Here is a 17,705-nt window from a genome sequence, read left to right as displayed (position 1 = left end):
ACATCGTCCGACGTCAGGACCGGCCCCGGCGCTTATGTTGCGCCATACCGGCCCGAAAGCTTGCTGGACGGCCTAGGTTGGGTCTTCGCCGCGGGAAAGACTGTCCCAGCTGTCGATCTCGTCCACTGGTCCGTTACCGCGTTCCCTAACAGCAGCGGCATCGTACTTGGTCCGGGACTTCCAATACCGTCCCGCCAGCGGCAAGACCACAGCACAGACGGCAAGCAGGGCACCGGCCACGATTGCCAGCACGGGGAAGACCGTTGTGGCCACGCTCGCCTGACCTCCCGAGATGCCGGTTGCCGCAGCGATGGAACCCTGGGCTGCCCCAAGAGGATCGGACAGGACCGTGGCCGCTGCGAGGATAATCCCAGCAGCAGACAGGGCAAGGAGGGCCGCGATGATCCAGCGGGCGATCCGCCCCGCAATGGAAGCGGCCAACCCACCGGCGAGGGCTACGAGTGCCAGTGCGGTAACGGCTGTGGCTGCCTTACTGCCTTGAACGTGGAGGTCGCTGTTGGAGGCAGCTGTCGGATCAAGACGGACCTCGATCCAGGTCTGCGTGGTGGTTCCAAACACAGCGAGTGCCAGGAGAGCCGTCGCAAGAACAAGAGTTGACTTCCGCGCCCAACGCGGCGATGTGGTCGCCGTCGGTCCCGGTGCTTCAGCGGTCATGAGCCGGGCGTCCCGCCGTCGACGATTCCTGCTTCGGGAACGGTCTCCGCAGAAATATTTTGCAACGAACCCGCCGTGTGCACGGCCCGAAGCGGCGCAGCAGCCTTGTTCACGGTTTCAAGTGCTTCCGACGGCTTATGTGAGTCAGCAACGATCCCGCCTCCAGCCTGCACGTACGCACGGCCTTCCCGCAGCAACGCAGAACGGATGGCAATCGCCATGTCCATGTCACCGGCAAAGTCCAGGTAACCCACCACGCCACCATAGATACCGCGGCGGTGCGGTTCGAGTTCGTCCAGTAGGCGCAGGGCCCGTGGTTTCGGGGCACCGGAAAGGGTACCTGCGGGGAACGTTGCCTTGAGGACGTCGTAGGCCTTGGCATGCGGAGCCAGCTCCCCCACCACAGTGGACACCAAGTGCATGATGTGGCTGAAACGCTCCACCTCCATGAACTGGGTGACGTCAACCGTGCCGGCAACGCAGACCTTGGAGAGGTCGTTACGGGAAAGGTCCACCAGCATGAGGTGCTCGGCACGCTCCTTCTGGTCGGCCAGCAGTTCCGTGGCCAGGGCTTTGTCAGCTTCAACAGTCTTGCCACGGGGACGCGAGCCGGCGATGGGGTGCGTAATGACTTCGCCACCGGTTACCGTCACCAACGCCTCCGGCGAGGAACCCACGATCGAGTACTCGCGGCCGTCCGCATCTTCGAGGCTGAAGATGTACATGTACGGGCTCGGGTTCGTGTTGCGCAGGACACGGTAAACGTCCAGGGGGTCGGCCTTGCACTCCATTTCGAAGCGGCGCGAAATGACCACCTGGAAGACCTCGCCATCGACGATCGCTTCCTTGCCGCGATCGATGGCTTCCAAGTACTTGGCCTCGTCCCAGCGTTCTTGCACGCTCGATGCGAAATCCAGTGCGGCCGGCTCCAGCACCGAGACGGGTTGGGCAACAGGGGTACTGACTTGGTCCAGCAGCGCTTTAACCCGCGCCACGGCGTCGTGCCAGGCGTCATCCACACGCTCGGAACTGTTGTCGAAGTTGATCGCGTTGGCGATCAGGAGGACTGTGCCGTCCACGTTGTCGTGCACTGCCATGTCGGTGACCAGGTTCAGGGCCATCTCGGGCAGCTGGAGGTCGTCTTCCGGCGGTGCCGTCAGCTTCTCCCAATGGCGCACGGCTTCCCAGCCCAGGAAACCGACGAGGCCGGAAGTAAAGGGCGGCAGCCCTTCAAAACGGTCCGTCTGCAGGGCGGCGATGGTGTCACGGACTGCTTCCACCGGGTTGCCAGTCACGGGAACGCCGACGGGCGGCTCGCCAATCCAGTGTGCCTGGCCGTCCTTCGTGGTCAGCGTGGCCCGGGACTTGGCACCAATAAAGGAATAGCGCGACCAAGCACCGCCAACGGCAGCCGACTCAAGGAGGAACGTTCCGGGCTGGCCCTTGGCGAGCTTACGGTACAGGCCGATGGGCGTCTCGGCATCGGCCAGGACTTTGAGTCGGACAGGGATGACACGGCTGTGGACGGCGAGTTCGCGGAACTCTTCCAGGCCCGGGCTGATGATTCCAAGGTCCTGCATGGTTATTGTTCTCCGCCTTTGGTCTTAGGTGGTGCGTCAGGGAAACTAGGGGATGCCTTAATCGCGGTGGCCCGTTACGACCGAAAGGTCGCGCCCGTCGAAGCAGGTGCGGGTACCGGTATGGCAGGCTGCGCCGATCTGGTCCACGCGGACCAGGAGGGCATCGCCGTCGCAGTCAAGGGCGACTGACTTCACGAACTGAACGTGTCCGGAAGTGTCGCCCTTGCGCCAGTATTCCTGGCGGGAGCGCGAGTAGAAGGTCACGCGTCCGGTGGTCATGGTGCGGCGGAGTGCCTCGTCATCCATCCAGCCCAGCATGAGGACCTCATGCGTATCGTGCTGCTGGATGATGGCGGCTACTAGGCCTGCGGAGTCGCGCTTAAGGGCGCTGGCGATCTCCTGCGGCAGGGTGTCCGCGGGGTCGCTGGAGAGCTCCACGGCAGGAGTTGGACTGGGGGCGGACTGCTCTGACATCAGATCAAGTCTAGTGCCTTTGATGGGAGCCGGATTCTGCGGCGGTTCCACTGCGCAACCTTGCCCTGATCGTGCTAGTTTCACAAGTGATGCATTTCGTCGATCCTTCCCGAGAAGTACTGGCCGAAACCCTGTTGGCGGCCGGACCTGACTCCCCCACGCTCTGCCAAGGGTGGCTCACCCGGGACCTTGCGGCGCACCTCTACCTGCGCGAGCGTAAAGCTGCCGTGGGCATTGGCCTCTTGATTCCCAGCCTCGGTAAGGCTTCGGACAAAGCAACGGCCAAACTTGCTGCCAAGCTGAAGACCACTGATGACTACGCGGAGCTCGTCAAGACGTTCCGCGCAGGCCCGCCAGCCCTTTCCCCTTTGAAGATCAAGGCACTGGACGAGACGTCGAATCTCATCGAATATTTCGTCCACACCGAGGACATCCGCCGGGCGGGCGACCGCTGGGCGCCCCGGGCCTTGGACGAAGCGTACTCGGACGCCCTGTGGGATGAACTCATCAAGCGGGCCGCTTTCCTTTACCGCGGCGTGGACCTCGGCATCGTTCTGGTGCGGCCCTCCGGCCCCCGCCATGTGGCCAAGCGCGCTCCGGTGTCGGTAGCGATTGTTGGCGAACCCGGCGAATTGCTGATGCATGCCCACGGGCGCACCAGCCAGGCCCTGGTCACCTTCGAAGGCCAGCCGGACGCCGTCGCGCTTCTGCAAACCGCCGACATTGGCCTTTAAGACAAACAACGCGGGGTCACTTTTGGCCCATCATCCTTCCGGAGATGGGCCAAAAGTGACCCCGCGTTGCTTACGTTTTAGCGAACTTCGAAGCCGGCTTCACGAATAGACGCTTTGACTTGGGCGATCATGTCATCCGGACCGAAGTGGAACACCGAAGCTGCCAGCACTGCGTCGGCTCCGGCCTCGACGGCTGGAGGGAAGTGCGCCGGCTTCCCCGCACCACCGGAGGCGATGATCGGAATGTTGACCGCCCCACGGACAAGGCGGATCAGTTCAAGGTCGAATCCGTCCTTGGTGCCGTCGGCGTCGATCGAGTTCAAAAGGATTTCTCCCACACCCCGGTCCGCGGCTTCCTTGGCCCAGGCGATGGCGTCGATTCCTGTCCCGGTCCGGCCGCCGTGTGTGGTGACTTCAAAACCGGACGACGTCGGGGCGTCACCTTCGCGGGTTCGGCGCGCATCCACGGAGAGCACCAGGACCTGCGAGCCGAAGTGGCGGGTGATTTCATCGATGACCTCAGGCCGGGCCACAGCGGCGGTGTTGATCGATGCCTTGTCAGCACCGAAGCGCAGGAGTTTATCCACCTCCGCCACGCCACGGACGCCGCCGCCCACAGTCAGCGGGATGAAGACTTCCTCGGCGGTGCGGCGAACGACGTCGAACGTGGTTTCGCGGTTGCCCGATGATGCCGTGACGTCGAGGAACGTGAGTTCATCGGCGCCGCCATTGTCGTAGCGATGCGCCAGTTCCACAGGGTCTCCGGCGTCCCTCAGGCCTTCGAAGTTGACGCCTTTGACCACTCGGCCGGCATCGACGTCCAGGCAGGGAATGACGCGTACGGCTACAGCCATATGCTGCTCCTTAATTCTGCTGTGCGCTGCTGAGGAATTCTGCTGTGCGCTGCTGAGGCGGTCCGGTCAGATACGGCAGGCGTGGATGCTGCTGACCAGGATGGCGCGGGCGCCAAGATCGTACAGCTCGTCCATGATGCGGTTGGTTTCCTTCTTTGGAACCATGGAACGCACGGCCACCCAATCCGAGTCCCGCAGCGGGGAAACGGTGGGTGATTCAAGGCCGGGCGTGAGCGCAGCAGCATCCTCCACCAGGTCCTTGCGGATGTCGTAGTCCATCAGGACGTACTGCCGCGCCACGAGGACGCCCTGCAGGCGACGGATGAGAACGTCGATTTCCTTGGCAGTGCCGTTCGCGGCACCACCTGGGCCTGTGCGCCTGATCAGCACGGCCTCGGATTTAAGAATGGGATCGCCGAAGATTTCCATCCCGGCTGCCTTGAGGGTGTTGCCCGTCTCGACGACGTCGGCAATGGCGTCGGCGACGCCGAGCCGCACCGATGACTCGACGGCACCGTCCAGTCGGACCACCTTGGCGTTCACGCCACGATCCGCCAGATAGTCGCGCAGGAGCCCGTCGTAACTGGTGGCGAGGCGCTTGCCTTCGAGCTGTTCGACGCCGGTGAAGTCACCTACCGGGCCGGCGAAACGGAAGGTGGAAGGGGCAAAGCCCAAGGGAAGGAGTTCTTCGGCTTCCACCTTTGCGTCCAGCAGGAGGTCGCGTCCGGTGATTCCGACGTCCAAGGTTCCTTGGCCCACATACACGGCGATGTCGCGAGGGCGCAGGAAGAAGAACTCAATGTCATTGTCGGGATCAACCATGACCAGTTCGCGGGTGTCGCGGCGCTGGCGGTAACCGGCCTCGGACAACATCGCAGAGGCGGCTTCTGACAGGGATCCCTTGTTGGGGACTGCTACACGGAGCATGGGGAGACTTTCTGTTTGGAATGGAGGTTTTCAGGCACTTCGGCCACGCAGCTGGCTTCGCTTGAGGAATGCGAAGTGGCGTGGCTAGAGATGCTTGTAAACGTCTTCCAGGCTGAGGCCCTTGGCGAGCATGAGGACCTGCAGGTGGTACAGCAACTGGGAGATTTCCTCGGCAGCGGCTTCGTCGGATTCGTACTCGGCGGCCATCCAGACTTCGGCGGCCTCTTCGACCACTTTCTTACCGATGCCGTGGATTCCGGAGTCCAGTTCGGCAACCGTACGCGAGCCTGCCGGGCGGGTCGCTGCTTTCTCACTCAGTTCTGCGAACAGCGTCTCGAAATTCTTCACGCCCTACAGACTACTTGCTTAGGGGCTGGCACCGCTCGTTGGGGCGTTGCATGACGAAGGGGATGTGAGTGAAGACACACCCACATCCCCTTCGACGCTTGCTGTCCCAGCGCCGGCTGTACTGCTTCAGTGTCAGCTGTACTGCTTCAGCGTCACTGCTGTAGCAAGGGCCGCGGTGACTGCCTCGTGTCCCTTGTCTTCGTTGGAGCCCGGGAGGCCAGCACGGTCCAAGCCCTGCTGCTCCGTATCGCAGGTCAGGACGCCGAACCCGACCGGAACGCCGGTGCGGACGCTGACATCGGTGAGTCCCGACGTCGCGGCCTGGCATACGTACTCGAAGTGCGGCGTCCCGCCGCGGATAACAACACCAAGGGCCACGACGGCGTCGAAGTGCGGTGCGAGCCGGGCCGCGGCAACCGGGAGTTCGAAGCTGCCGGGGACGCGCAGAAGGGTGGGCTCGGCGATGCCGGCTTCCTTGGCTGCGCGGAGTGCGCCATCAACCAGTCCATCCATGATCTGGGTGTGCCAGCTGGCTGCCACAATGGCGAGCTTGAGCTGCGAGGTTTCCTCGGGCCTGAGGGTGGTGAGGTCGATGGTGGGTGCGCCGTGTCCGCTCATTGTTTGCTGGAATTCCGTTCAGTCTTGTTCGTGGTCAAAGGGGCTTCGGGACGGTGTCTTTCCGTTGCCGACGGTCTCGGTTTCGAGCGTCAGACGGTGATCCATCCGGTCTTTCTTGGTCTGCAAATAGCGAAGGTTCTGTTCGCGCGAAGGAACTTCCGTGGGAACCATTTCCACCACCGAGACGCCAGCCTCGGCCAGCCGGTTCTGCTTGTCCGGATTGTTGCTGAGCAACCGGACCTCATGCAGGCCCATCTCGGCCAGGATCTGACCCGCGGCACCATAGGAGCGTGCGTCTACCGGCAGGCCCAGCTGTTCGTTGGCCTCGACGGTATCGAAACCGGCTTCCTGCAGCGCGTAGGCCTTGATCTTGTTGGCGAGGCCAATGCCGCGCCCTTCCTGGCCGCGCAAGTACAACAGCGTTCCACCCTCAGCGTGGATGAGTTCCAGGGCAAAGGCCAATTGCTCGCCGCAATCGCAACGATAAGATCCGAAGACGTCGCCAGTGAGGCATTCGGAGTGCAGGCGCACCAGTGGTGCCTGGCTATCCTTAGGCGGGTTGGGGGAACTCACGGCAAGGTGTTCCACGCCCGTAACGTGGTCCGTCCAGGCCTGGGCTACAAAGTCCCCAAAGGCTGTGGGCAGCTGGACAATCGGGCCGCCGCTCACCGGGTGGGGTGTGGGCTCGGTGTCGCCGCTGCTGCGCGTTGTCGGTGCGGTCATCGCTTCTCCTCGTCTGCCACTGAAACGTGTGCCGTCTGGGACTCTACCGCGTCGACGTATGCCACCAGATCCTCAATGGAGATGAGGGGGCATCCGTGTTCGGCGGCGAAATCACGCAGACTGTCCAGGCGCATCATTTCACCATCGTCATGTACCAACTCAGCGATCACGCCCACCGGAGCAAGCCCGGCAAGCCGACACAGGTCCACGGCTGCTTCCGTGTGTCCCGGACGTTCACGCACTCCCCCCTTAACCGCCCGAAGCGGGAAAATATGCCCGGGGCGCGTGATCGCCGCTGGAGTGCTCTGCGGATCGGCGAGGATCCTGGCCGTCAATGCGCGGTCCGTAGCCGAGATACCAGTGCTCACTCCGATGGCCGCATCGCAGGAAACAGTGTAGGCAGTACCTTTGGCGTCCTCATTGACTGCCACCATGGGCGGAAGCGCAAGGGCATCCGCACGTTCCGCTTCAAGCGGAACGCAAATGACGCCCGATGAATACCGGATGGTCCACCCCATGAGGGCGGGCGTGGCGTGTTCGGCAGCGAAAATGATGTCGCCTTCATTCTCGCGGTCTTCGTTGTCCACCACGATGACTGCCTGGCCGGCAGCCATCGCCGCGATCGCAGCTTCCACAGGATCCAGACCTGTACGATCCGTCGCCGTCGAGACCGTCTTGGTCGGCGTGCTCATCGCGCAGCCTCCTTGTTTCCAGCTGACTCGCCCGCGCGGTGCGCCGGGGAGCCCTGCGGAGCGAAGGACAGGAGCCTTTCGGTGTACTTCGCAAGCACGTCCACTTCCAGGTTCACCCGGGCACCAACCGGCTTAGCCCCCAGGCCTGTCTCCTCCAGAGTCGTAGGGATAAGCCCTACTTCGAACCAGGGAGCCGCTTCAGCGGCTGGGCTCACGGCCGTCACGGTCAGCGAAACACCGTCGACGGCGATCGACCCCTTCTCGGCAATGTACCGTGCCAGCGGACCAGGGACGCCAAACCGCAAACGGTCCCAGTTGCCCAGCGGCTCACGTTCCAGCAGCTCACCCACGCCGTCAACATGTCCTTGGACCACATGGCCGTCGAGGCGCCCACCCGCAGGGACGCAGCGTTCAAGGTTCACCGTATCGCCCGCGGCCAACTCGCCGATGGTGGTGCGGACCAGGGTCTCCCCCATGACGTCGACGCTGAAATCCTGCCCGTCAATCTGAGTGGCGGTGAGGCAGACTCCATTGACTGCGATGGATCCTCCCAACGGGAGACCTTCTGTGGTGGTCGGGGCTTTCAGCCGCAGCGTCGCGCTATCATCGCCGTCGCGGTCAATACCCAGGACGGTGCCCTGTTCGGCAACGATTCCGGTAAACATTTAGTGTCCTCCTGTGACGTATTCCGCAGCTTCACTGCGCGGAATGGAATTCGTGGTGGTGCTGCCTGGTGCTGTATTGGTTGCCGATCTCATTGACCGCAAATGCAGCCGAAGGTCGTTGCCCAGGGTCTGTACAGCCCCGCCACCGGCATCGTCCCAGGCCCATTGCTGGGCATCGGCCAAGGTGGTAATGCCGAGGTCGTTCAGAGCGGGCGTTCCGGACCCCAAAAGGGTTGGAGCAAGATAGACGATCAGTTCGTCCACCAAGCCAGCAGCAAGGAACGTACTGAGGATGCTTGAGCCGCCCTCCACCATGACGTGCCTGACGCCTTGGTGGAACAGATGGCTGAGCGCTTCCGCCGGGTCCCGGGTTTGCAGGTGCACAAAAAGGCCATCGGTTCCGCGTACCGCCGCGTCTTGGGGAACGTCCCTCAAACCCATGACGGCGCGGAGCGGCTGGCGCTGAGCCAGGCTACCGTCGGATGCCCGGGCCGTAAGGCGGGGGTTGTCGATAAGTACCGTGCCTGTGCCCACCAGGATCGCGTCGATGAGTCCCCGCAACGCATGGTTGTCCGCGAGGGACTCAGGACTGGAGATCCATTGGCTGGTACCGTCCACTGCGGCGATGCGGCTGTCCAGCGTCTGGGCAATGTGCAACGTGACGAAGGGACGTTTGGTTGCGACGGCGTCGAACCATTCGCGATTGAGGTCAAACGCCTTGTCGGCGTCGAGCCCGGATTCGACGTCGACTCCCGCTGCTTTCAACGTGCGGGCGCCGCCCGCGGCGGGATCGTGGGGATCATCGACGGCGTAAATCACCCTGGAGATTCCGGCCTCAATGATGGCCTGTGCGCAGGGACCGGTACGGCCCACGTGGTTGCAGGGCTCCAGGGTGACCACCATGGTGGTTCCTGCAAGGTCCACTCCCTGACGGCGTGCCTCAAGAATGGCATCTGCCTCGGCGTGGGCTGTGCCGGCTCCCCGATGGTAGCCGACGGCGAGTTGTTCGCCCCCGGGGCTGAGCACAACGGCGCCCACCAAGGGGTTGGCTCCACGCGGCCCGCTCAAGGCGGCTGCAAGTGCCACGTCCATGGCCGCTGTCTCGGCGGTACTGAAGAATTTGGGGTTCAGAGTCACGGAGCGACCCCCGCAACAGCAGGAGCGGGGCCGGTCGAGGCACGTTCGCGCTTCTCTGCCCGCCACCACACGAAGAAACCGGTCAACGTAAAGAAGCCGTAGAAGAGGTACATGACGGCGCTGGCGTAGTATCCGGCGCTGAAGAGGAGCGGGACGCCAACGATGTCCACGGCTACCCAGATGAGCCAGAACTCCGTCCATCCCCGGGCCATACCGTAGGTGGCCAGCAGGGAACCTGTGAATGTCCAGGCATCGGCCCACACGGGCGGGTAGGAGCCCAGCGCGTCGAAGAGAGGAGTCAAGGCGGCCGTTCCTGCCACCATTGCCCCGATGAGGGCTATGCGGACCTTGTTGCTGGCCCAGCCCGGAAGGATTGCGCGTCCCTGGGTGCTGGCCTGCCGCCCTTGTTGCCAGCGGTACCAACCGTAGACGGCGACGGCTATGAACATGATCTGCCGTGCAGCCTGTCCCCATAGGGTTGCGGGGGCGGCTGCGCCGAAAACGTTGCCGAGGAAGACCGTCAGCAGGAGGATATTCCCCACGATGCCTACAGGCCACGCCCAGACTTTGCGGCGCATTCCGCCGAGGGCGCTGGCGAGCCCAAAGATGTTGCCAAGCACTTCGCGTAAAACAAGCGCAGATCCTCCAACGGGAATCTGTGCTTCGAAGAGCCATCGCAGAAAGTCCATGCCGTTCCTTCCCAGTAAGCCGCGATGGCTCCGGGGGTGTACGACAGCACACTGCGCGGCGTCCCTAAGGACGCACACAGCATGACTGTACGTGCTTCTCCCATCCAGACTTTAACTGTCGGTACCGGAATTCCACCGGTTCAACCGTTTGCCAGCAGCTTCCAATTACTTGGATTCCAAGGCGCGCGGGTCGCGGACTATAACCGCCGGTTCGGACTTACACCGACCCCGGAGCACGTATGTGTGTTGCTATTCTGCCACAACTGCGAAGATGGCTGAGCTATTCCCCGCAATCTTCGTAACATCTGATGACGGTCGTCACGGTTTCGCCGAGCCACCCGCCATTGCGGCCTTAGATCCGGCGGCGCGGAGCCGATCAATTGCCGCCGCGGGGTCTTCATCCCCGTACACGGCTGAGCCTGCCACGAACACATTCGCGCCTGCCTCAGCGGCGCGGAGGATAGTTTCCTCAGTGATCCCGCCATCCACCTGAATAGCCACGCCGATTCCGGATCCGTCAATGGCTGCCCGGGCCCGGCGGATCTTGGGCAAGGTGATATCCAGGAACGACTGGCCACCAAAACCCGGCTCAACAGTCATGATCAGGAGCATGTCCAGTTCACTGAGCATGTCAAGATACGGCTCAACCGGAGTGGCAGGCCGCAATGCCATACCCGCTTTTGAACCTCGGGCCCGGAGCTCACGGGCAAGCTTGACAGGCGCCATGGCAGCCTCGGCGTGAAACGTCACTGATGCGACACCGGCGTCCGCGTAGGCAGGTGCCCAGCGATCGGCATCCGAAATCATCAGATGCGCATCCAGGGGAACCGGGCTGACGGCCTGGATCCGCTGTACCACCGGCAACCCAAGCGTCAGGTTGGGAACGAAGTGGTTGTCCATGACATCCACGTGCACGGCATCGGCATTGGCGATCCGCTGCAGCTCCGCCTCAAGGTTGACGAAGTCTGCGGACAGGATGCTCGGGTTGATACAGCACTGAAACAAGGCAGCCCCTTTGGGTCAGTTGTTTTATCGATTGAGTTCAAGCGAGGGTGGCGGCCTAGGACTTTTTACGGAGCCAGGACTTTTTTTGCGGAGCTAGGACTTTTTGCGGATGAGGGCCATGAACATGGCATCCGTGTGGTGAACGTGCGGCCAAAGCTGCGCCGTAAGCTCGTGCCCGGCCCCGAGGCCTCCGGTGAGGCTGACAGCGTCCAGCGCCTGACCGGCGTCGAGCATCTCAAGGTCATCACGCTTTCCCATGACGTCACCCACAACGGCTGTTGTTTCCGCCGGGTGGGGTGAACACGTCACGTACGCCACCACGCCACCGGGCTTGACGGCGTCGATGGCCGACGTCAGCAGTTCACGCTGCAGGGGGCCGAGGTCCGCGATGTCCTTGGGTGCACGGCGCCAGCGCGATTCGGGACGCCTGCGCAAGGCACCGAGACCACTGCAGGGAACGTCCACCAACACCCGGTCAAAGGAGTCGGGCTGTTCGCCGCCAACCTCCCGTCCGTCACCGGTCCGCACCGTCCAGGATTCCGCAGGCACCGCAGACAGCGCCTGCTGGACCAGCTTGGCGCGGTGCGGGGCGGGCTCGTTGGCCAGCAAGGTGGCCCCATCGCGGTGAGCCAAAGCGGCAAGCAAGGCAGCTTTGCCTCCCGGACCTGCGCACAAGTCCAGCCAGCGCTCTCCTTCCCGGGCAGGGGCGCCGAGATCGACGCTTGCAACGGCGCGGGCCACGAGTTGGGAGCCAACATCCTGAACACGGGTAGTGCCTTTTCGGACGGACTCGAGCCGGCCAAGGTCGCCTCCGGCCGACAGCGCGGAGTCCTCTACCAGCTCTCCGGCTGTAGCCCCGTTCTCGAAAGCTTCATCAAGGTTCCCCAGCCCTGGCAGGGCAACCAGATTAACCACAGGCGCTGCGTTGTCTGCCTCCAGCAGGGCTTCAATCTCAGTCTTGGATCTCCCGTGATTCACCAACGATTGGCGCAATGCGCGGACGATCCATTCCGGGTGCGCGTGCCGCAATGCAGCAATCTTGGTCTCGTCAGTCTCCTGCTCCAGCAGAATGTCCAGCCACTCGGTCATGCTGTGCGCCGTGACTTTGCGGAGAACAGCGTTGATGAGCGCAGACGGCCCGGCGCCGATGACCGCGCGGGCCAGACCCACGGTTTGGTCCAGCGCAGCATGGGCCGGAACACGCATGGAGAGCAGCTGATGCGCGCCGATGCGCAAGGCATCCAGGATCGCGGGGTCAAGTTGCTCGAGGGGGCGGTCAACGCAGCGGGCCAGGATGGCATCGTACGTGCCCTGCCCTCGCAAGGCACCGTAGCTCAGCTCGGTGGCAAAACCAGCGTCGCGGCGGTCCAGGCGGTGCTCACGGATTCTGGCGGGAAGGACAAGATTCGCGTACGCGTCTTCCGATGCGACGGCACGGAGGACTTCGTAAGCTACCAGGCGCGCAGGATCAGCGCGGCGCGTGCGCTGGGATGGGGCGTTATTGGAGTAGCCCCTCTGGGGTCCCCTGTTTCGTTCCCTGCCCTGGGCATTGCGCTTGCTGTCGCTGCGGCCTCCACGATCGGCGTGTCCGCCACCGTCCCGGCTCCCGCTGTTGTTGGGGCCTCGCCGGCCGGACTCACTCATTCGAATACCACTTTCTCAGGTGCAGCCAAGCCGCGGGCCCAGTCGGCCGACGACATCATCTTTTTGCCGGCGGGTTGAATCCGCCCCAGTTCCACCGCGTGGGAACCAGTCCCTACCAGCACGGACTTTCCATCCACGCGGATGGCTCCAGGAGCAATGTCTTTGACGTCGGGCCGGAGTGCGACGGATTCAAGCTTGATCCTTTGACCCTCCAACGTTGTCCACGCGCCGGGCTCGGGCGTGACGCCACGCGCCCTTCGATTCAGGGCAAGGGCCGGCTGCTGCCAGTCCAACCTTCCGTCCTCGAGCGACAGTTTGGGGGCCAGGGAAACCTCGCCCGTCTGCGGCTGCGGTGCAGCCTGACCGGCGTCGATAGCGGACAGCGTCTGGCTGAGGAGGACGGCGCCACTCAGGGAAAGACGCTCGAGAAGATCGCCAGCAGTGTCATCCGGCCGCACGGTTTCGGTTAGCGTGCCAAACACAGGGCCGGTGTCCAGCCCTTCTTCGAGTTGGAAGGTAGCCGCCCCCGTGACGTCGTCACCCGCGATGATGGAGCGCTGCACGGGAGCCGCACCACGCCACGCGGGAAGAAGCGAGAAGTGGAGATTGACCCAGCCATGCCGGGGAACGCCCAGGGCAGTGCGCGGAACGATTCCCCCATAAGCCACGATGGCGGCTACATCCGGAGCAATTTCAGCAATTCGAGCCGTAGTGTCAGCATCCACCTTGGCAGCGCGAATGATCTCGATGCCGAGTTCCTCCGCTCGGGCGGCAACCGGCGACGGCGTCAGGACCCGTTTGCGTCCTAACGGTGCATCCGGGCGCGTCAGCACTGCAACGACGTCAAAGCCGGCTTTGACCAGGGCGTCCAAGGACGGAACGGCAACAGCAGGGGTTCCTGCAAAGAGAACCCTCACTCGGGAGCCCCGAAACTGCCGGCACCAAAGCTGGAACCAACAGAGCTTGCCCGCTTGGATGTGGTCTGCTCAGTCACAGCGTGGTAGTTCGCGTTTCGGATGGCACGCAGCGCGGCTTTCCGGTCTTCGCCCTCAAGCCTGTCCGTGAAAAGGACGCCGTCAAGGTGATCGGTCTCGTGTTGGAAGCAACGTGCCAACATACCTTCGGCTTCAACTGATACCGGATTGCCATTGAGATCCACACCCGTGGCGCGCGTTGCCCGGTGTCGGCGCACGGGGAAACCAAGGCCGGGTATGGAGAGGCAGCCCTCAACTTCGTCAGGCTGGAAATCTTCGCTGTTGTCAAGGATCGGGTTGATGATGTGCCCCTCTACACCGCCAATGCGGTAGGTGAAGACCCGCTTGCTAACGCCCACCTGGGGAGCTGCAAGGCCTGCGCCTTCCACGTCCTCCATGGTTTCCATCATGTCGGCTACCAGCTTGGCGAGCTCCGGACCAAATTCAGTGACGGGATCGGCTACGGTGCGCAACACCGGATCCCCAATGATTCGGATACTCAAAATTGCCATCTGCTGTCAGTCCTCACGATCGTCACACTCTGGTCCGGCTGTTGCGGAGCCTAAGCCAGTTTAGTTGAGTGCAGGCTGCTGCCGTTGTCTCCAGCGCCAGCAGTGGCAGTCGCTGCGCCAGCAGGCACCAGCGACGCGGACTCCAACGACGGTGACACGAACGACGGCGGTGGGACGGGCATGAGCGCCTGACCGGCCGCAGTAACATCAGCTGACATCTCCCAGACGCGCCTCAGGGCGCAGAACTTCCACCAATGGTGCTTCAGGACATCCGGGTTGGCTCGCTGGGGCCTCACTTCGGTTTCTCCGATGGCGACCGCCAACAACATAGGGTTCTCGCCAAACTTCCATGCCTCCCACTCCCCCGCTACCGGGTCCACGAGGCTCTCTTCCGCTTTCATCCCCGCCACAAGTTGCATCACGACTTTGTCGTCGAGGGCCTTAACAGTGCCATCGCGTGTAGTGCCCTTGGTCTTGTAATCGATCAGGCAGATGCGCCCGTTAATCCGCGCAACGAGGTCCAGGGTGCCGGCATAGCCAACGGTCTTGTTCCAGACAGTGATTTCCGGAGCAAGCGGCTCCACTCTGTACAGTTCCCACCATTCGTCGAAGCGCGCTGCAAAGGCCTGTTCACCGTGGGAGGCAAGCTCATCGCGGCATTCCTGCATCCGATGCGGACGACCCAGGGCGCGAAGGGCTACCTGCTCACAGTAGTTGTGGACGCGATCGCCCCTTGCCGCAGCTTGGTCCCTGTAGGCCTCAGCAGCTTTGGAGGCCTTATTGACCGCCTGCCGGATCCTTGCCGGGCTGCCAAGCACGGCGGGAAGTTCGGGATCTGCGGCCAAGCTGCTTGCTCCCATATAACTGAACCAACCGTCCAGGGAGTGCGCCTGCTGCCCTATCACCGTGGTGATGGAGGGGACAGAGAATTGCTCTGTTGTGGAGCGGGCGTACATACGTCCGTAGTCGGTAGCGTGGGCAAGAAGTGGAGCAGTCATATAAAGACTCTGACACAGAGCACCGACAGAATTCCCCTCAGCCGCCAGGCGTGCCTGCGCGTATACGGCCTTCGGTGGACCATTCACCAAAAATCATGGCCGCTTGTTCAGGCGGCAGGCGGGCGAGCTTTGCCGCGAGGATGGGCGACGTTGTGGCCAAGTCCTTCAGGAGTGCCTTGGAGTCTTCAGCTTCTGTTGATCCACTCATGTTGATGGTGTGCACTGGCGGGCATTTTTGTGACGCCGAATGCTCCCCGGAGTCCTGACAACGAAAACCCCGCCTGAAGCTGAGTCCCAGGAATGTCAAGCGATTGATCGATCAGCGGTCGCGCAGTTATGAACTTCGCGATAGGCCCCGGCAGGTGTCCGAATCAGGCTTGTACTCAGTGCTGAACGCACCCACCCGGAAAAGGTATTTACTCCCCATCGACAGCGACGAACCGGAAGAAGGCAAGAAACGGAAGCGCACACAGAACTGCGCCTGCTATCCACCAAGCCATAGCTCCGGCAAAAAGGACCGTGCCCAAAAGAATGGTCACCACGACCAGCGCACCAGCGATCGGAGTCAGGCTGTAGGCCCACTGCCGCTTTGACGAAGGGAAGTTTCCTTGCACGACCAGTCCAAGCAAAATAGCCACAGGGATGAAGGCCAGGGCGGAAATCAACTGAAGTCCGCCGGGCGATGAAAAAGCACCCACGACAATGACAACAAAAACTTCCATCAGGGCAAGTGCTAAAGCGACCCAACGGGTTAGTGCGGACGACGAATGACGTACGACAGGCGACGTGCTCATTTGATTTCCCCCTTTTACTGACCATCTCCACTAGTTGAGCCACGTGCCACTTCTGAGGCTATGCGGCGGCAATCAGCCTTAAAGATCTGCCGCCATCATACCAAGAATGCGCTCTTCAGCTGGTAAGAATCCAAGCAGATTCATTTCCCTATGAACGTATTCCAATAAGAGCTGTACACGAAATGGACCCACCGACAACCTTTCGGTTGCATCAAGCGTTGCGTTCAATTCTGATGCAATTTCCTCGGCCATGTCCACTATTCACGGGCCGTGACCCAATAGAGGAATGGGTGATCATTCGTGAACACACTGGAGCCGTCTTCATCGACGTGCGGCTGCCGGATTCCATTTCCGTAGAAACCTTGCACTCACGGTGATGCAATTGGTCATCACCGGCTTGGCACCGCGCGATTCCGGCGGCGAATGCAAGTGGGGAAGAGCGCGTGGTTGGCGTTCTTCCCCACTTGGGGTCACTGCGGGGGCCGCGGGTAGCGGGCCCTGCAGTGTTGGTGGTGCTGGTGTTAGTTGTTGCTGGTGCGGCGGTTGCGGACGAACATCAGGGCTGCGCCGACGACGAGGAGGGCACCGGCTGCGTAGAGAATGCCGGTTCCGACGCCACCGGTCAGCGGCAGCTGGAAGCCGCTGTTGGAGGGGATGTTCTTCACGCTCAGGTCGATACCAACGGTGGTGGTGGCGGCGTTGATCAGGAAGGACACCGGCTCGGCGAGCAGTTCATAGCCTGCCGGGGCGGTGGTCTCTACCAGGTAGTACGTGCGGTAGTCCGGGCTTCCGGGTGCGACGGCTGCGCCGTTGGCCCAGTCGGAGTACCGCAGGCCCGAGATCGTCAGGGTGCCGTCAGCGGCGACGGTGAAGACCGTCTGGCCGTTGAGGTCCACCGGGTTGGTCCCGGCTTTGGCGTCGGCTTCGTTGGTGTAGACGGAGAAGGAAGCACCGGCGAGGGCTGCACCGTTTTCGTTGACCTTCTGCAGCGTCATTTCGCCCCACTTGGTCACGACCGGGGGTGTGACGATCGGGCCGCCGGGCTGGCCCGGTGCAACGTTGAAGCTGGCAGCGTTCGGGTACACGAGGGCTTCGTTTTCGATCTCACCGATGGTGTTGACCTTGGTGTTCACCATGACCTGAACACGGGTGGTGTTGTGTGCTTCGAGTTTGTCCAGGCCTGCCTGAGTGAAGATAACTGAGACGGTGTTGGTCGCGGCGTCGAAGGACACGGTGTAATCCGTGCCGGCCGTCAACGGGGTGCCGTCAACGAGGGTCGCGGACGCGCCGACGTAGGTCAGCTTCGGGTCCAGGACGTCCACGATCTTGTAGCCATCGATGACGGCTTCGTTCGGGATGTCACCGGTGATGGTGAAGTCGATCTGGTCCCCGAGTTTGACGTCAGGGGCGTCCGTGACGGTCTTCTCGGCCCCGGCAACGGAGTTCTTCGGGTAGACGTGGACGTCGTAGATCCAGTTGTCCTTGTTATCCGGGTCCGTCAACGGCACGGACACCAGGAACGGGGCCGACGGCGTCACACCGGCCGGGTAGTTCGTTTCCGTCACCAGGTACAGGCCCACCGGCAACGCGGTGAACCCGGCGGTCCCGGCAGCGTCGGTGGTCTTCGCCTGGGCAGCGCCCAGGGTGTACCCTGTACCCGGC

22 protein-coding genes and 1 riboswitch are annotated in these 17,705 nt (G+C 62.6%); of the genes, 1 reads left to right on the top strand and 21 read right to left on the bottom strand.

Annotation, left to right across the window (positions count from 1 at the left end; translation table 11 throughout):
- Positions 1-72 precede the first annotated feature (72 nt).
- Genes AB4Y87_RS02950 through hisI form a run of 3 tightly spaced genes read right to left on the bottom strand, consistent with a single transcriptional unit; the run spans position 73 to position 2,729 of the window.
- The gene (locus tag AB4Y87_RS02950) at positions 73-675 is read right to left on the bottom strand and encodes a Trp biosynthesis-associated membrane protein (protein ID WP_442002997.1); all 603 of its coding nucleotides are present in this window, start codon (positions 673-675) and stop codon (positions 73-75) included.
- Entirely contained in the window at positions 672-2,255 is a 1,584-nt protein-coding gene (locus AB4Y87_RS02945) for an anthranilate synthase component I (protein WP_442002996.1), read from the bottom strand. Before AB4Y87_RS02945 ends, AB4Y87_RS02950 begins: the two co-directional genes overlap by 4 nt.
- Before the next feature lie 57 nt (positions 2,256-2,312).
- Complete coding sequence (gene hisI, locus AB4Y87_RS02940; RefSeq protein ID WP_442002995.1) at positions 2,313-2,729, bottom strand: phosphoribosyl-AMP cyclohydrolase; 417 nt, start codon at positions 2,727-2,729, stop codon at positions 2,313-2,315.
- A gap of 89 nt (positions 2,730-2,818) precedes the next feature.
- On the opposite strand from hisI, the gene AB4Y87_RS02935 reads away from it, so the two are divergent.
- Positions 2,819-3,463, top strand: a complete 645-nt coding sequence (locus AB4Y87_RS02935; protein WP_216923805.1) for a TIGR03085 family metal-binding protein — start codon at positions 2,819-2,821, stop codon at positions 3,461-3,463.
- Positions 3,464-3,540: 77 nt separating this feature from the next.
- Here AB4Y87_RS02935 and hisF read toward each other — a convergent pair whose 3' ends face one another.
- From hisF to AB4Y87_RS02845, 18 genes are all read right to left on the bottom strand, one after another.
- Complete coding sequence (gene hisF, locus AB4Y87_RS02930; RefSeq protein WP_442002994.1) at positions 3,541-4,317, bottom strand: imidazole glycerol phosphate synthase subunit HisF; 777 nt, start codon at positions 4,315-4,317, stop codon at positions 3,541-3,543.
- A 66-nt stretch (positions 4,318-4,383) separates the two neighbouring features.
- The gene (gene hisG, locus AB4Y87_RS02925; RefSeq protein WP_442002993.1) at positions 4,384-5,244 is read right to left on the bottom strand and encodes an ATP phosphoribosyltransferase; all 861 of its coding nucleotides are present in this window, start codon (positions 5,242-5,244) and stop codon (positions 4,384-4,386) included.
- A gap of 84 nt (positions 5,245-5,328) precedes the next feature.
- On the bottom strand, positions 5,329-5,592 hold the full coding sequence (locus AB4Y87_RS02920) for a phosphoribosyl-ATP diphosphatase (protein WP_018778638.1): 264 nt from the start codon (positions 5,590-5,592) through the stop codon (positions 5,329-5,331).
- Between the two features lie 132 nt (positions 5,593-5,724).
- Positions 5,725-6,210 (bottom strand): 6,7-dimethyl-8-ribityllumazine synthase, encoded by a 486-nt coding sequence (gene ribH / locus AB4Y87_RS02915; protein ID WP_442002992.1) that lies wholly within the window; start codon positions 6,208-6,210, stop codon positions 5,725-5,727.
- Between the two features lie 18 nt (positions 6,211-6,228).
- Positions 6,229-6,933 (bottom strand): GTP cyclohydrolase II, encoded by a 705-nt coding sequence (gene ribA, locus AB4Y87_RS02910; RefSeq protein WP_442002991.1) that lies wholly within the window; start codon positions 6,931-6,933, stop codon positions 6,229-6,231.
- The gene (gene ribB, locus AB4Y87_RS02905; RefSeq protein ID WP_442002990.1) at positions 6,930-7,625 is read right to left on the bottom strand and encodes a 3,4-dihydroxy-2-butanone-4-phosphate synthase; all 696 of its coding nucleotides are present in this window, start codon (positions 7,623-7,625) and stop codon (positions 6,930-6,932) included. Before ribB ends, ribA begins: the two co-directional genes overlap by 4 nt.
- Complete coding sequence (locus AB4Y87_RS02900; protein WP_442002989.1) at positions 7,622-8,290, bottom strand: riboflavin synthase; 669 nt, start codon at positions 8,288-8,290, stop codon at positions 7,622-7,624. Before AB4Y87_RS02900 ends, ribB begins: the two co-directional genes overlap by 4 nt.
- Entirely contained in the window at positions 8,291-9,382 is a 1,092-nt protein-coding gene (ribD, locus tag AB4Y87_RS02895; protein WP_442003157.1) for a bifunctional diaminohydroxyphosphoribosylaminopyrimidine deaminase/5-amino-6-(5-phosphoribosylamino)uracil reductase RibD, read from the bottom strand.
- A 41-nt stretch (positions 9,383-9,423) separates the two neighbouring features.
- Positions 9,424-10,116 carry a nicotinamide riboside transporter PnuC gene (gene pnuC / locus AB4Y87_RS02890; RefSeq protein WP_442002988.1) on the bottom strand — a complete coding sequence of 231 codons (693 nt, stop codon included), beginning with the start codon at positions 10,114-10,116 and terminating at the stop codon, positions 9,424-9,426.
- 87 nt (positions 10,117-10,203) lie between these two features.
- Positions 10,204-10,357, bottom strand: a riboswitch (FMN riboswitch).
- A gap of 77 nt (positions 10,358-10,434) precedes the next feature.
- Positions 10,435-11,121, bottom strand: coding sequence for a ribulose-phosphate 3-epimerase (gene rpe / locus AB4Y87_RS02885; RefSeq protein WP_442002987.1), 687 nt, complete (start codon positions 11,119-11,121; stop codon positions 10,435-10,437).
- A 93-nt stretch (positions 11,122-11,214) separates the two neighbouring features.
- Positions 11,215-12,765: an RsmB/NOP family class I SAM-dependent RNA methyltransferase gene (locus AB4Y87_RS02880; RefSeq protein ID WP_442002986.1), complete on the bottom strand. Its 1,551-nt coding sequence runs from the start codon at positions 12,763-12,765 to the stop codon at positions 11,215-11,217.
- Entirely contained in the window at positions 12,762-13,682 is a 921-nt protein-coding gene (fmt, locus tag AB4Y87_RS02875; RefSeq protein WP_442002985.1) for a methionyl-tRNA formyltransferase, read from the bottom strand. Before fmt ends, AB4Y87_RS02880 begins: the two co-directional genes overlap by 4 nt.
- Complete coding sequence (def, locus tag AB4Y87_RS02870; protein WP_442002984.1) at positions 13,679-14,251, bottom strand: peptide deformylase; 573 nt, start codon at positions 14,249-14,251, stop codon at positions 13,679-13,681. Before def ends, fmt begins: the two co-directional genes overlap by 4 nt.
- Before the next feature lie 50 nt (positions 14,252-14,301).
- Positions 14,302-15,249, bottom strand: a complete 948-nt coding sequence (locus tag AB4Y87_RS02865) for a cytochrome (protein ID WP_442002983.1) — start codon at positions 15,247-15,249, stop codon at positions 14,302-14,304.
- A 37-nt stretch (positions 15,250-15,286) separates the two neighbouring features.
- Positions 15,287-15,457 (bottom strand): hypothetical protein, encoded by a 171-nt coding sequence (locus AB4Y87_RS02860; protein ID WP_442002982.1) that lies wholly within the window; start codon positions 15,455-15,457, stop codon positions 15,287-15,289.
- A gap of 208 nt (positions 15,458-15,665) precedes the next feature.
- Positions 15,666-16,043 (bottom strand): hypothetical protein, encoded by a 378-nt coding sequence (locus AB4Y87_RS02855; RefSeq protein ID WP_442002981.1) that lies wholly within the window; start codon positions 16,041-16,043, stop codon positions 15,666-15,668.
- 78 nt (positions 16,044-16,121) lie between these two features.
- A complete protein-coding gene (locus tag AB4Y87_RS02850; RefSeq protein ID WP_442002980.1) occupies positions 16,122-16,295 on the bottom strand; it encodes a hypothetical protein in 174 nt (57 codons plus the stop codon).
- 269 nt (positions 16,296-16,564) lie between these two features.
- Positions 16,565-17,705, bottom strand: a 1,141-nt coding sequence (locus AB4Y87_RS02845) for a SpaH/EbpB family LPXTG-anchored major pilin (protein ID WP_442002979.1), incomplete at its 5' end; no start/stop codon positions are given.

The sequence above is a fragment of the Paenarthrobacter sp. RAF54_2 genome, assembly GCF_052113945.1.
Classification (GTDB): Bacteria; Actinomycetota; Actinomycetes; order Actinomycetales; family Micrococcaceae; genus Arthrobacter.
The sequence above is the reverse complement of the archived record's forward strand: the minus strand, read 5'-3'. Positions and strand labels throughout refer to the sequence as shown.